Annotated in this window: 12 protein-coding genes and 3 tRNA genes; 8 read left to right on the forward strand and 7 right to left on the reverse strand. The window is 70.0% G+C overall.

Annotated features, from left to right (window positions below; translation table 11 throughout):
• Positions 1–504 precede the first annotated feature (504 nt).
• Both O7614_RS00695 and O7614_RS00700 read right to left on the reverse strand, forming a co-directional pair.
• A tRNA-Arg gene (locus O7614_RS00695) sits at positions 505–580 on the reverse strand.
• Between the two features lie 35 nt (positions 581–615).
• A tRNA-Ser gene (locus tag O7614_RS00700) sits at positions 616–706 on the reverse strand.
• A 341-nt stretch (positions 707–1,047) separates the two neighbouring features.
• Here O7614_RS00700 and O7614_RS00705 point away from each other — a divergent pair.
• Positions 1,048–2,328 (forward strand): hypothetical protein, encoded by a 1,281-nt coding sequence (locus O7614_RS00705; protein WP_278136574.1) that lies wholly within the window; start codon positions 1,048–1,050, stop codon positions 2,326–2,328.
• A gap of 22 nt (positions 2,329–2,350) precedes the next feature.
• On the opposite strand, the gene O7614_RS00710 is transcribed toward O7614_RS00705, so the two are convergent.
• Complete coding sequence (locus O7614_RS00710) at positions 2,351–3,121, reverse strand: CPBP family intramembrane glutamic endopeptidase (RefSeq protein WP_278136575.1); 771 nt, start codon at positions 3,119–3,121, stop codon at positions 2,351–2,353.
• 145 nt (positions 3,122–3,266) lie between these two features.
• Here O7614_RS00710 and O7614_RS00715 point away from each other — a divergent pair, with 145 nt between their 5' ends.
• Positions 3,267–4,382, forward strand: a complete 1,116-nt coding sequence (locus tag O7614_RS00715) for a globin domain-containing protein (RefSeq protein WP_278136576.1) — start codon at positions 3,267–3,269, stop codon at positions 4,380–4,382.
• A gap of 65 nt (positions 4,383–4,447) precedes the next feature.
• Here the strand turns inward: O7614_RS00715 and O7614_RS00720 are convergent, their stop codons facing one another.
• Positions 4,448–5,977, reverse strand: coding sequence for a peptide deformylase (locus tag O7614_RS00720; protein ID WP_278136577.1), 1,530 nt, complete (start codon positions 5,975–5,977; stop codon positions 4,448–4,450).
• Positions 5,978–6,307: 330 nt separating this feature from the next.
• On the opposite strand from O7614_RS00720, the gene O7614_RS00725 reads away from it, so the two are divergent.
• Positions 6,308–7,084: a hypothetical protein gene (locus tag O7614_RS00725; RefSeq protein ID WP_278142095.1), complete on the forward strand. Its 777-nt coding sequence runs from the start codon at positions 6,308–6,310 to the stop codon at positions 7,082–7,084.
• A gap of 9 nt (positions 7,085–7,093) precedes the next feature.
• Here O7614_RS00725 and O7614_RS00730 read toward each other — a convergent pair whose 3' ends face one another.
• A complete protein-coding gene (locus O7614_RS00730) occupies positions 7,094–8,926 on the reverse strand; it encodes a hypothetical protein (protein ID WP_278136578.1) in 1,833 nt (610 codons plus the stop codon).
• Positions 8,927–9,139: 213 nt separating this feature from the next.
• On the opposite strand from O7614_RS00730, the gene O7614_RS00735 reads away from it, so the two are divergent.
• Positions 9,140–9,850, forward strand: a complete 711-nt coding sequence (locus O7614_RS00735; RefSeq protein WP_278136579.1) for a class I SAM-dependent methyltransferase — start codon at positions 9,140–9,142, stop codon at positions 9,848–9,850.
• Between the two features lie 107 nt (positions 9,851–9,957).
• On the opposite strand, the gene O7614_RS00740 is transcribed toward O7614_RS00735, so the two are convergent.
• The gene (locus tag O7614_RS00740) at positions 9,958–10,500 is read right to left on the reverse strand and encodes a YbhB/YbcL family Raf kinase inhibitor-like protein (protein ID WP_278136580.1); all 543 of its coding nucleotides are present in this window, start codon (positions 10,498–10,500) and stop codon (positions 9,958–9,960) included.
• A gap of 128 nt (positions 10,501–10,628) precedes the next feature.
• Between O7614_RS00740 and O7614_RS00745 the strand changes: the two genes are divergently transcribed.
• From O7614_RS00745 to O7614_RS00760, 4 genes are all read left to right on the forward strand, one after another.
• Positions 10,629–10,784: a hypothetical protein gene (locus tag O7614_RS00745; protein WP_278136581.1), complete on the forward strand. Its 156-nt coding sequence runs from the start codon at positions 10,629–10,631 to the stop codon at positions 10,782–10,784.
• Positions 10,785–10,835: 51 nt separating this feature from the next.
• On the forward strand, positions 10,836–11,684 hold the full coding sequence (locus O7614_RS00750; RefSeq protein WP_278136582.1) for a low temperature requirement protein A: 849 nt from the start codon (positions 10,836–10,838) through the stop codon (positions 11,682–11,684).
• Between the two features lie 224 nt (positions 11,685–11,908).
• Positions 11,909–12,352: a hypothetical protein gene (locus O7614_RS00755; protein ID WP_278136583.1), complete on the forward strand. Its 444-nt coding sequence runs from the start codon at positions 11,909–11,911 to the stop codon at positions 12,350–12,352.
• Between the two features lie 118 nt (positions 12,353–12,470).
• Positions 12,471–12,734 (forward strand): hypothetical protein, encoded by a 264-nt coding sequence (locus tag O7614_RS00760; protein WP_278136584.1) that lies wholly within the window; start codon positions 12,471–12,473, stop codon positions 12,732–12,734.
• 121 nt (positions 12,735–12,855) lie between these two features.
• Here O7614_RS00760 and O7614_RS00765 read toward each other — a convergent pair.
• Positions 12,856–12,942 (reverse strand) — tRNA-Ser (locus tag O7614_RS00765).
• Between the last annotated feature and the right edge of the window lie 102 nt (positions 12,943–13,044).

A 13,044-nucleotide genomic window follows, 5' to 3' on the forward strand; every position in this document is an offset into this window, starting at 1 on the left:
GCGAAGCCACCCCTTCGCACCCGATCACGGCCACCGTCTGCTCCGGTCACCTGCAAGGAGAAGTACCACCGACCATGGCTGAGATCTGCCAGCCGAAAGCAGCCGGCACCGAACTGCTTACCCGTCACCTCGTCACGGCAGCCGCACCGTCGATACACCCGACCAGGCCCCTCCGAGCAGCGCATCAGCACCAGCCCCAAGCGGTCTGGACCAGCAGGGTCACCAGCCGCGCCGAGCATGCCCCCGCAGCAAACCCCGAACACACGAATTTCTCGAACCACAAGCTCACCGTCGATCAACTTTCTAAGAGATCGACTACGAACCAGGCGGGTTAGGGACTCGAACCCCTTCGCACGCGCACCTTCTCGATCCGCTGCGCGCTGGCACCATCGACCAGTTCAGCGACGCCATGCGGAGTCCTGAGCGTGTGTCACAGACGTGACTCACACCTGACTCACATCGACGCAGGGGAGATAGCCAGTTGGCTATCTCCCCTGATCAAGATGGTGCGCCCGAAGGGACTCGAACCCCTAACCTTCTGATCCGTAGTCAGATGCTCTATCCATTGAGCTACGGGCGCTCGTGCTCAGCCAGTGTACACACCCGGCTTTCGCGCGGAGACTCCGGGATTCGAACCCGGGAGGGGCTTTAAGACCCCAACCGCATTAGCAGTGCGGCGCCATAGACCAGACTAGGCGAAGTCTCCCTGGTGGCCCTGCAGACCACCGCGCCCGAGGATACAGGTCGCCACCCACCGGGAGCAAAACGACTTCCGGGGTACGCCCGCCGGTGCCACCCGCCCCCGTGTTTCCCCGCTGTGCGACGGGGTGATCAGGACTACGCTCCATCGATATGCAGGAGCAGCCGCCCAGCGAGCCGACCCGTCGAGAGCCTGCTGAGAGAGCGCGTCGACGCTCCCCACGGGCCACCTTCACGCCGCCGGTCGCCGCCGAGCAGCCGGCGACTCCCGGCGAGGATCCTGCGGCGGCGACACCACCTGCAGCGGCGGCGGGCCAGCGTCCCCGACGGGCCAAGGCTGCCCCACCGGTGCTCTTTCAGCCCCCGGAGCCGGACCGCGCCCTGCCCCCGAGGCCGAGGCGTGCACCGGGCGCCCCGACCAACGAGGCGGGCGCCACGACGAGCGACCCGAACGCGGAGCAGCCGACACCGCCGGCCGCCGGAGCGAACGCGGAGCGGGCAACACGGTCGAGCGCCGCCGCGAACGGCAACGAACCAGCGCCACCGACCGCCGAGGCGGTTCCCGCAAGGCCAAGCCCGGCGTCCGTCGAGCAGCCGCAGCCGACAACCACGACGCCCAAGAACGCGACAGCCGAGGCCACGACGCCCGACACCACGACGCCCGCGACCGCGACAGCCAAGGCCGCGAGGCGCAAGGCCGGTCCACCGAAAGTCCGGACGCCGCAGACCCAGGCGCCGCAGACCCAGGCACCGCAGGCCCAGGCGCCGGAGGACCGCACTCCGCCGGCCCGGACCACTCCTGCCGGTAAGACCACCGCCAGGAAGGCGACGGACACGGCTACCGAGGTGACGCCGAGCACACCGGCAGCGGCCAAGAGCCACGCCAAACGAGAGGCGACCCCCCGGAAGAGCACCACGCCGAAGAAGGCCATCCCGGCACCCGTGGTCGAGCAGCAACCGCCGGCTTCGGGGCGTACTCCGGAATCGGAGCTGCGGGCGGTGGCCGCGCGTGTGGTCGACCACCCGGGGTTCGCGCCGGAGCTGTTGGCTCTTGCCGCAGTGCGGGCGCTCGGGCCCGGCGCGGCCGAGTGGGCGGCACAGCTGCGGAACCGGTATCCGGACGCGTCGGCGGACGGCCTGGCCCGGTTGGCCAGCCGGCGGTTCGTCCGCTCGGCGGGCGCGGGTGGGGCGACGGCCGCGCTGGCCGGGTTCTTCGCGCCGCTGGCCGAGCTGACGTCGGTGCTGTGGACGCACGCGAACCTGGTGCTGCACCTGGCCGCCGCGTACGGCAAGGATCCGGCGCACCCCGATCGGGCCGTCGAGCTGCTGGTGCTCACCCAGGTCCACCCGGACGCCGCGAGCGCCGAGGCGGCACTGGCCGCGGCGCAGGCGGCGGGCGAGCCGGTCGAGGAGGGCTGGCCTCGGGCGGCGGAGGCCGCCTGGCGGCTGGCCGCTCCGCTCACCGCACAGGCCGGCGGCTGGGTCGCGTTGCGGCTGGCGGCCCGGCTGCTGCCGGGTGCGGCGATGCTCGCGGCGGCGCTGGGCGACGCGGCGGCAGCCGACCGGCTCGCGGCCCGGACGGTGGCCGCCTACCGGCCCGCGCGGCGCGGACCGGTCGCACCCGGCTGACAGGTCAGAGCCGGCTGACGGGTCAGAGCCAGTCGAACCACTCCCGGGGCAGCAGCGCGTAGCCGACGAAGGCGGCCACGTCGAGCAGCGTGTGCGCGATGACCAGCGGCATCACCCGTCGGGTGCGCAGGTAGAAGAGGCTGAACACGACGCCCATCACCGCGTTGCCGACGAAGGCGCCGAAGCCCTGGTAGAGGTGGTACGAGCCGCGCAGCAGCGCGCTGGCCGCGATGATCGCCGCCAGCCGCCAGTGGAGCTGGCGTAGCCGGGTGACCAGGTAACCGACCACGATCACCTCCTCCAGCACGGCGTTCTGCACGGCGGCGAGGATCAGCACCGGCACCGTCCACCAGAGGTCCGGTAGCGCGGCCGGCACCAGCGTGGCGTTGAGCCCCAGCTGGGCGGCCACCCAGAACAGGGCCAGCCCGGGCAGGCCGATCAGCGCCGCCAGGCCGGCCCCACGGGCGAAGTCCTGGCCGGGCCGCCGGGCGTCCAGGCCGAGGGTCCGCGCCGGGTCGCCGGGGTCCCGGCTGAGCAGGTGTACGGCGAGCAGCACCGGCAGCAGCGCGAACACGATGCCGAGCAGTTGGTACGTGAGGTCCAGCCACGGTCGGGGCGACGCCGAGGTGTTCAGCGAGGCGGTCTGCCTGGAGAGCGGACCGTCGGCGGTCAACTTCGCGATGATCGAGACCAGCGCGTAGATCGCGGACTGGCCCAGGGAGAGGCCGAGGACCAGCAACGTCTCGGTGCCGAGCAGTCGGCGGGACACCGGGCGGGTCAGCTCAACGGTCACCGCACCACTCTGCCCGACGGGTGGCACCGGTGACATGGCCGACCGGCCAGCATGAGCCGATCGCACATTCTGTGCGACCGGTCGACACTCTCCGTGGAGATTCTATGGGCGCCCGATCCGCTGCCGTCTGGAGAAGGAGCGCCCTGTGGACAACCTCGCGCGGTTGCTGAAGGAGAGCTGGACCCTGGTCGAGGACGACCGGGCGCGGTTGAGCGGGCACTTCTACGCCCGACTGTTCCTGCTCGACCCCGCCCTGCGGCAGCTCTTCCCGGTGCAGATGACCGGCCAGGGCGACCGCCTACTGGAAGCGATCATCACGGCGATCCACACGGTCGACGACCCGGAGAGTTTCGACGAGTTCCTCCGGGCGCTGGGCCGCGACCACCGCAAGTACCACGTCGACGACTCGCACTACGCGACGATGGGAGTCGCCTTGCTGGACGCGCTTCGTAGCACCGCCGGCGACGGCTGGAACCTGGAGTACGACCAGGCGTGGCGGGAGGCGTACGCGGCGATCACCGACCGGATGGTGGCCGGTGCGGAGGCCGACGACGGCCCGCCGTTCTGGCACGCCGAGGTGCTGACCCACCAGCGGTACGGCCCGGACACCGCCGTGCTGACCTGTCGGGCGCTCCAGCATCCGTTGCGTTGGCAGGCCGGGCAGTACGTGAGCCTGGAGGTACCGCGCCACCACCCCCGGGTGTGGCGGAACTACTCGATCGCGAACGCACCGAACGACGACAACCTGCTGGAGTTCCACGTGCGGTCGCCGGAGGCGGGCTGGGTCTCCGGCGCGCTGGTGCGTCGGGTGCGGCCAGGTGAGCTGCTCCGCTTGGCGGCACCGATGGGGTCGATGACCCTGGACCGCAGCTCGGAACGGGACGTCCTGTGCGTGGCCGGCGGGGTCGGCCTGGCGCCGATCAAGGCACTTGTCGAGGAGTTGGCCACGTTCAACCGGACCCGGTGGGTGCACGTCTTCTACGGTGCCCGGCAGGCGGCGGACCTGTACGGCCTGGCCGGGTTGCAGGAGTTGGTGGCGGTACACCCGTGGTTGTCGGTCACCGCCGCGTGCAGCGAGGAGCCGGACTTCGACGGGGAGCAGGGCGACATCCCGGACGTCGTGGCCCGGTACGGCCCGTGGACCACGCACGACTGCTACGTCTCCGGCTCGGCCCGGATGGTCCGGTCCACGTTGCGGGTGCTCGCCGCTGACGAGGTGCCGCCGCCGCACATCCGCTACGACACCTTCGGTGACCTCTAGACGTTCCTCCCCCCACACCGGGGCGCGTGCCCCTGCCCCCTGGGGCACGCGCCCCGGCCCCACGGTCAGTAGCGCCAGGGGTGCCCGGTCTCGCGGTATTCCTCGACCGGCACCAGCGGCACACCGGGCGCCATCCGGTCGACGTAGAGCCGGCCCTCAAGGTGGTCGATCTCGTGGGCGACCAGCCGGGCCATCCCGAACTCGAACGACGTGATGATCCGGCTGCCGTCCCACTGGGCGTGCTCCACGTCCAGCCGGAGGGGTCGGGGCACCAGACCACGGTGGTCGAAGAAGGAGAGGCAGCCCTCGTACTGCTCGTCGGTGTCCGGGCCGGCATCGACCACCCGGGGGTTGAGCAGCACGACCGGCTCCGCCGAGCGGTCCGGGGGCCGGACCACCGCCACCGCCCGGCCGACGCCGAGCTGCGGAGCGGCGACCCCCACGCCCTTGCTGAACGGGTGCAGTTCGTCGAGCCGGGCCAGGGCCGTGGTGAGCCGGTCGACCAGTTCCCGGGCGACGGGCTCCTCGACGGGCAGGTCGAACGGCCGGACGTGTTGGCGGAGCAGATCGTCCCCGCGTTGCACGATGCCGAGACCGCGCATCCGGTCGCTGGGCCGTACCCGGACACCGCCGGGGCCGCTGTCGGGTTCCCCATCCGGTCGGGCCCGGAAGCGCCACTGCATCCGGTAGCGGGCGTTCAGCGGCGGGTCGTCGGTCTGCCAGTCGTAGATGGCCCGGTCGCCCTCGTCGTGCCGTTGCGGAGCTGTCCGCAGCGGGCCCTCCTCCGCGGAGAGGGAGGTCTCCACGCCCCAGACCTGCGGGTCGAGTGGCGCGGGCAGGTCGAGGCGTACGGCGAGTTGCCGGGTGGGCAGCCGGACCGCCCGCTGGAACCAGGGGCCCCACTTGTCGTGGCCGACGCTGTACGCGTACTCGATGGTGGCCCGGTCACCCGGGTAGAGCGGGAACCGCCGTTCCCCGTTCTCGAAGAGCAGCCAGATCTCCTTGAACGCGTCCCGGTCGTGTTTGGCACGCCAGTGCATCGGCTCCGGATCGCCGCCACCGTCGTCGCGGCGGGCCTGTAGTTGCAGCTCGGCGAAGGTGAGCGGGTGCTCCCGGTGGTGCCGGTTGGAGCGGCCGGGGTCGTTCGGGTAGCGGTCCACGGCGACCCGGACCAGGTAGCGGGTGACCGGCTCGGTGCCGGCGTTGTACAGCTCGCGGTGGATCACACACCGGTAGCCGTCGTCGGTGTGGGTGAGGGTGGCGAGTTCCCGTTCCACGACGAGGCCAGTGCCCGGTGGCAGCCACTGCCCGGGCGGGTACTGCTCGCGGGGCGGGTGACCCGTGCGGGTGTGACGGAGGTCGTCGTACTCCCGGAAACGCTGCCAGATCGCGCCGCTGGCCTCCAGGACGGCCTCGGCGCGGCGGGCGAAGTCCTCGGTCGGCCGGTGCCGGCGGCCCTCGACGTGACTCACGTAGGAGGGGTCGAACCCCATCAGAACAGCTAGTTGTTTCTTGGACAGCCCTCGCCCGGTCCGCTGTCGGGCGAGTTCGGCCGCGAAGGAGTCGGCAGCCCGTTCGAGGGGTGAGGTCGTCATCGGCTTCCTCGTGGCCGGGGCTACAAGTTTCACGTTCCGTGGCCGAGCACACACGTATTTGGCATCTTGTCGACACTCTGATTGACAATTTACCGATAGACATCGATCCTGCGGCGGCGTTTTTCTGCAGAACCGCCGGGTATTGGCCGAGGCAGGAGGCGCTTCTCCCGCCGGCAACCGGCGTGACCTGGGCCTCCCGATCCAACCAAGGCGAGGCTTCCCTTACACCCGAGGCCGTGGTTAGGCTAGCCTTAGCTCAGGACGGCAGTGGTCGTCCGCCGGGGCACACTCCTCGGTCACGCGGACGGGGGATCTCAGGTGACAGCGGTGCTGCCGGGGCGGGACGTCGCCGCCACGCCACTCGCCCCCGTCACCGCGGCGCTCCGCGCCATGTTCGGCACCGACGATCTTCCGGGGCTCGCCCCGGGTCTCCTCGTGGACGACGAGTTCGGCTGGTCAGCCGCCACCACCCTGATCGACGGCAGCCGGATGCCGGAGCTGCTGAACGGCGCCGCCGCCCGTTGGGGTGGCACCCCGCACGCCTGCGCCGCCTTGGCCTGGAAGTCGTACAGCTACTGGACCGCGCTGCCGGTCGTGCTCGGTTGGGCCTCGGCCCGCCGGGTGCCGCTGTTCGATCCGGCCGACGTGTTGATCCACTTCGAGGACCATCGGCAGCTGCTCACCATGGGCCTGCGCCGTGGGATCACCGTGGCGGTGCTACCGAACGATCCGCTGGCGCTCGCCGGCCTGCCGGAGGTGCGGGTCGTCGCCGACGAGGCGGAGCTGCTGACCGCACTGCGGGTCTCCCTGCTCGACTCCCACCTGGCACCGCTCATCACGGCGATCCAGTCGGAGGTCCGGGTGGGCACCCGGACGCTGCTCGGCTCGGTCGCATCCGGCATCGCACACGGCATCCTGCGGGCTGCGGACGCCCTGCCCGGGTCCACCGTGCAGAGCATCGACACCCTGCTCGGCGCCCTCGGCCTGACCGACCTGATCGAGCTGGTGCCCGGCCCGACCGGTGAACCGACCGTGCAGCGGCGCACCTGCTGCCTCGCCTTCACCCTGCCCCGGCCGAAGGTCTGCCAAGGCTGCTGCGTCCGCTGAGAGTCCGCCTCAGTCGGTCAACGGACGGACGTCCCACACCCATACACCGCCGGTGAAGACCGGCTGGATGCCGGTCAGCTCGGTCATGCCCCGACGCAACGCGTCCTCGTGCTCGTGTGGGCCGAGGATGACCACCCCGGCCCGCCAGAACCGCAGGTCGTCGACCGCCCGGACCCGGCTCTGCGGAGTGATCGGCGGCACCGCCCCGGTGCGTCGGATGGTGGCGAAGAAGCTGCTGGTGGGGCGCGGTGTGGCTCCGAACAGCGCGACCTTGGGAGGCTCGGCGCTGGGCCGGGTGTCCGGGCCGAGGAAGTAGCCGCGGGCCAGCGGCATGTCCAGCCGGGTCGCCGCGGACCAGCGCAACGGCTCCGCGTAGGTGGTGTCCGGCAACGGCAGGGCGACCACACTGCGCCCACCGGCCACGTACGGACGCCACGCCCCACTGGTCACGAAGGTGGGGATCGGGTCGAGATGGGCCACGGGCAGGGGGGTCGGCACGATCGGGAGCAGGGCCATCACGACCACCGTGGCCGTGACGAAGTGGATCTGCCCCCGGGCCGACGGGTGCGAGTTGGCCAGTTCGCGGGCGCGTTCGGCGCCGTAGGCGAGCAGCAGCCCGATGATCGGGGTGATCGCCAGCGCCCACCGCGTCGGCACCACGGAGTGCAGGATGGGCAGGTTCTCCAGCGCCGCCCAGGGGCCGGGCACACCCGTCCCTTTGTTGTCGAAGCGGACCTCACGGCCCAGCGAGAGCACCGCGAAGAGCAGCCCGAGCCCGGCCAGCGCGAGCACGACGACCGAGCGGCGCAACCACCAGACCAGGGCGATCACCAAGACCACCAGCGCCCAGCCGAAGAAGCTGTTCTCCTCGGTCGGGTTCTTGGCCAGGCCCGCGGCGGTGCGCGCGTTGCCGGCGAGTGACTCCCGGGAGTACGCGACGAACGAGGCGAGGTCGCTGGAGTAGCCACGGATCAGGCGGGACAGCCCGGAGTACGCGTCCGGGCCGAAGAACTGCACGTACAGGGGGTACGCCAGCAGCAGCCCGGCGACCCCGGCCGCGACGGCAAGACCGGCGAGGAACGGCCGGGTCCGTGCTCGGATGTCGGGGCGGCCGAGGGCGAGCACGCCGATGACCACGCCGAGCCCGATCGCGGTCATCAGCAGGATCTCCAGGTTGAGGAAGGCCTGCCAGACGATCACGAGCGCGAGGAGGACGCCGTTGCGCAGCCAGCGGCCCGGGTCGCCGAGTCGCAGCGTGCGCCAGATGATCAGGGGGACGACGAACTGCGACACGATGTTCGGGTGTCCGTTGGCGTGCGACACCATCGCGGGCGCGAACGCGCAGAAGCCCGCACCCACCCATGCCGGCCCGCGACTGCCGATCAGGACCCGGGAGAGCAGGAAGTACCAGGCGGCGGCGGTGGCGATCATGCCGGCGGTGAGAAAGACCAGGAATGCCGCCCGCGGCCCGAACAGCAGGGTGATGGGAGTAAATGGCAACGAAATGGATAACACGGACGTATTCGCCATCAGATTGACGCCGTCCGGGACGTTCATCTGATTCGAATGGAACGGGTACGCGAAATGCGTGACGACCCGCGCACCGTGCGCCATCATCCATTCGAACTGCGACTGATCGGACTTGTTGTCCCGCACCGCACTGCCGGGGTCGAGCCAGAGCCGACCGGTGACCCAGAAGCCGAGCAGCACGAAGCTCAGCACGGCGGCCAGGTCGACCAACTTCCCCCGACGGCGCCGCCGAGCATCGGCGGAGACCCCCTCCACCGACGCGGCGGCCGGGCCGCCGACGCCACTGGGCGGGTCCGATTCGGGAGTAGTCATGACAATTCGTAGGGTAGTCACGGGCTGACGCTGCCGTGACATGTTTCGGGGTATTGCCGTACTATGTGCCTGGTTCGCCGACCGCCGATCACGAACCCACCCCCCGACCACAATTCGGCCACCCCCGATGCCCCGATTCTTCTGCCCTCCCAGCGGATGATTCACTCTGTCGGTCCAGGCACGGGTCGAGTTCATATCGTGAGGAATCGACGCATGGCAGAAATCACTGGGGATCAGCGCGTGCAGTCCGAGGTGCTGGAGGGCCTGGCGACCGCTGTCAACCACCGTCGCTGGTTCATCGAGCTCGCGGTGCCGTACCTCGGCGACGACCCGATCGAGATCGGCAGCGGCCTCGGTGACTACGCCCTCGAGTGGTCGGAGCTGCTGCCCCGGTTCACCGCCACCGAGGCCGACCCGGACCGGCTGGTGCAGCTCAAGGAGCGCCTCGCCGCGCGGCCGAACATCGACGTCCGGCAGATGTTGCTGCCGCACAACGACCGGGGCGATTACAGCGCTGCGGTCTCGTACAACGTCCTGGAACACATCGAGGATCATGTGGGCGCGCTCAGCAGCATGCGCGACCTGGTCCGACCCGGCGGGGCCGTGATCATCATCGTGCCGGCGTTCCAGTTCGCGATGAGCCCGGCCGACATCGCCACCGGGCACGTCCGCCGCTACACGAAGAAGACCCTCCAGGCGGCGATGACGGAGGCCGGCCTGACCGTCGAGAAGATCCACTACGCCAACGCGCTGGGGTTGATCGGCTACTTCATGGCGACGAAGGTCTTCCGGCTGATGCCGAAGGAGGGCCCGATGGTCAAGGTGTACGACACCGTCGTCCTGCCCGCCACCAAGGCCGCCGAGCAGCTCGTCCGCCCCCCGTTCGGCCAGTCCGTCTTCGCGGTGGCCCGCGTCCCCTCCTGACCCACCCGGGCCGCCCAGCCCGGTCGATCATGGAGTTGTGGTGCCAGGTTTATTACCTGCCGGGTGTTTTGCACCCACCACAACTCCATGATCGACGAGACGGGGCGTTACTCCTTGATCTGGTACGTGGGGCGGATCACCGCTCTCGCCAGGGTGTGGAACGTGAGGTTGAAGCCGACGTAGGCCGGGCTGGCGTCCGGGGTCAGGTCCAGGCGCTCGACGTCCACCGCGTGCACCGCGAAGACGTACCGGTGCGGGCGGTCACCGGGCGGCGGAGCCGCACCGCCGTACCCCTGCTCGCCGTAGTCGTTGCGGACCGAGAACGCGCCACCGAGGTCGGTGCCCGCCGCGCCACCGGCCCCGGTGGGCAACTGGGTGACGGTGACCGGCACGTTCACCAGCACCCAGTGCCAGAAGCCGCTGCCGGTCGGTGCGTCCGGGTCGTAGCAGGTCACCGCGAAGCTCTTCGTCTCGGCGGGGAAATCCGACCAGGTCAGCTGCGGCGAGACGTTCTCGCCCCCGGTGCTGCCGTGCGCGTGCCGGGCGTCCATCGGCTCACCGTTATGCACGTCGTCGCTCGTCAGCGTGAACGAGGGCAGCGTCGGCAGCAACTCGTACGGGTCCGGGGCAATCGGTCGTTCCAGGGTCATCGGGACGAATCCTTCCGGTGTGCGGAGATACCAGCCCCTTCTTACCCCGCTGCGTCCCGTCCGACGACCGGCACTGTGGTTTTCCGGAGCTACGGTGGAGTCCGGGCAACGTTCCTCAGGGGGACATCGTGGCCGGGATCTGGCGGGACTTCGCGGTAGCTGTCCTCACCGCGTTCCGCCGCCGGGACGAACGGGCCGCCGCGGACGAGCGCCGACGGGCAGTCGAGCGACTGGCCGAGGAGACGATCCGCCGGGAGCGGCGGAGCGCGGACCCGCCGGAGTGACCGGAACACGGGACGCCGCAACCCTCCGGGACGACCAGTCAAGATGATCTGATGTGGCGGATCGTCCGATCCCGGCCGGTGGCCACCGCAGAGACGCACCGACCGACGCTGTTCGAGGTCTTCTTCGACCTCGTGCTCGTCTTCGGGCTCATCCGGGTCACCACGTTCATGAGCGAGCGACCCACGTCGGTGACGCTGGTACAGGGCCTGCTCGTCCTCATGCTGCTGTGGAACTCCTGGCTGGTCTATGCCTGGCTGGGCAACTACGTCCGGCTCGACGTCGGGTTGATCCGGGCGGGCGTCCCCGTGGCGATGGCAGCCGTCTTCCTCATCGCGTTGGTCCTCCGCGAAGCCTGGGAAACCGGCAGGGGTACGAGGACACCCCGGCTGATCCTGGTGCTGGCGTACGTCGTGGTGCGGTCGACCCAGTTCGCTCTCTTCTACTGGGCGTCGGTGGACGATCCCCGGCGACTCAGAACCGTTCGGCTCTACGCCCTCACCACAGCGCTGTCCTCGATCCCACTCGTCCTCGGAGCCGTCGCCCACCTCCCGCTGCTCGCCGGAACGATCTACGTGGCGCTGGGAGTCGAGGAGGTGATCGCCGACCTGGCGCACGGCAAGAGCCAGCACACCCTGCACTGGATCCCGGCTGTCGCGCTGTTCGGCGGGACCACCCTGTACCTCGCCGGCCGGGCGACGTTCTTGGCCCTCAGCGTCAGGTGCGTACGACCCGAGCAGTTTCTCGCGCCCGCCGTGGCGCTGCTCCTACTCCCCGTCGGGCGTTACCTGCCTGGCCTGGCCGCCCTCAGCCTGCTCACCGCGTTCCTGGCCGTGCTGCTCAGCTACGAGGCGTGGACCAGAGGCCGGTCCGGTGCGTCAGTCGACCCGGCCGAATCGTGATCCACTCGCCTTCCGGGAAGTCGCGGAACCCAAGACGTCTCGATACACCAACGTCGGCGAAACCGAGTCGATCACGGTTGCGGAGGGTGTGGGATTCGAAGCCACGAAGACATCGCCCTTAACATTGACCACGATCGGCGGCTCACTCCACGCGTGGCAACAGCCAGATTGGTGGGCGTGGCGGGCCAGGTGCTCTCCATACGAGCCGTCAGGGAGGTCGAGCCATGACGAGGAGCGTTGCCCTCTCCGCTGCCGTCGTCGGAGCTGTGGGAAGCCTGCTCTCCGCCATCACACTTCCGTGGGCCCATTACGGCGACATCACCGTGCCACTCACCAGATTCCCCGGCTGGGGTGGGTATGTGGGCAGTGTTCTGGCGCTGCATGCCTGCGTCGCCTGGGCCGTACTCAGTCGGGCCGCCCGACCGACGCTCACCCTGGCAGCCACCGCCGCGCTGAGTCTGGTCGCCGTCGGATCGACGCTCCTCCTCGCGCTCACCTACGACGAAGCGTCAGCCCTGTTCGATGGAGCGGTACCTGCGGTCATGCCTCGTCCAGGGCTCGGTGGCATCGTCGCCGTCGTGGCGATCCTCATCAGCACCGGTGCGGCAGCGGTCAGCGGCGCAGACCACCGCGCGATGGCGGCGGCACCGGCCAACGCTGTCCCGTAGCGCAGCCGTTCAGCCGAAGCCTCGGTTCAGGTGGCGTGTTCGGCCTATGGTGACGACGAGTGGGGGCCTTCTGACCACCGGTCAGGTTGCCAAGCTGCTCGGTTCGTCGCGTCAGCAGGTGGTCAACCTGCGCGAGCGCGAGTTTCTGGTGGAGTCTCAGAGCACCCGACCGGGGCGTGGCTACACGCTCGAACCGCACGACTGCGTCGTGTCCAAGCTGACAGCTGGCAGGGAGAAGCACCACGCATTCGCCGACGCGCTGATCCGGGCCGGGCTCACCGAACCAGCAGTGGTCGCCGAGCGGATCGAGATGGTCGACGTCCATCCTCTGGTGCTGAAACGGCTGAGGGACTGGATCGCCATCTACCTGCCGGCAACCTGACGGCTGCAGATCGGCGGTCGCACCACTCTGCAGACTTGCCTAGCCCCCCACCAGCCCTCCAGCAGCAAACAGCCCCGACCGGAGTCGGGGGTGAGCTGCGTAAACACCCCACCAGGGGAAGCGGAGGGTGTGGGATTCGAACCCACGAAGACATCGCTGCCTTACCGGTTTTCAAGACCAGCGCCATCGGCCACTAGGCGAACCCTCCTGGGCCGCCACCCGCAGGCGTACGGCCACGCACAGTCTGCCACGGCTCCCGTCGGACGGCCCGGCGTCCCTCCCCGAATGCGCCGGCCAGGCGGTCCACCGC

It is taken from the genome of Micromonospora sp. WMMD961, assembly GCF_029626145.1.
Lineage (GTDB): Bacteria > Actinomycetota > Actinomycetes > Mycobacteriales > Micromonosporaceae > Micromonospora.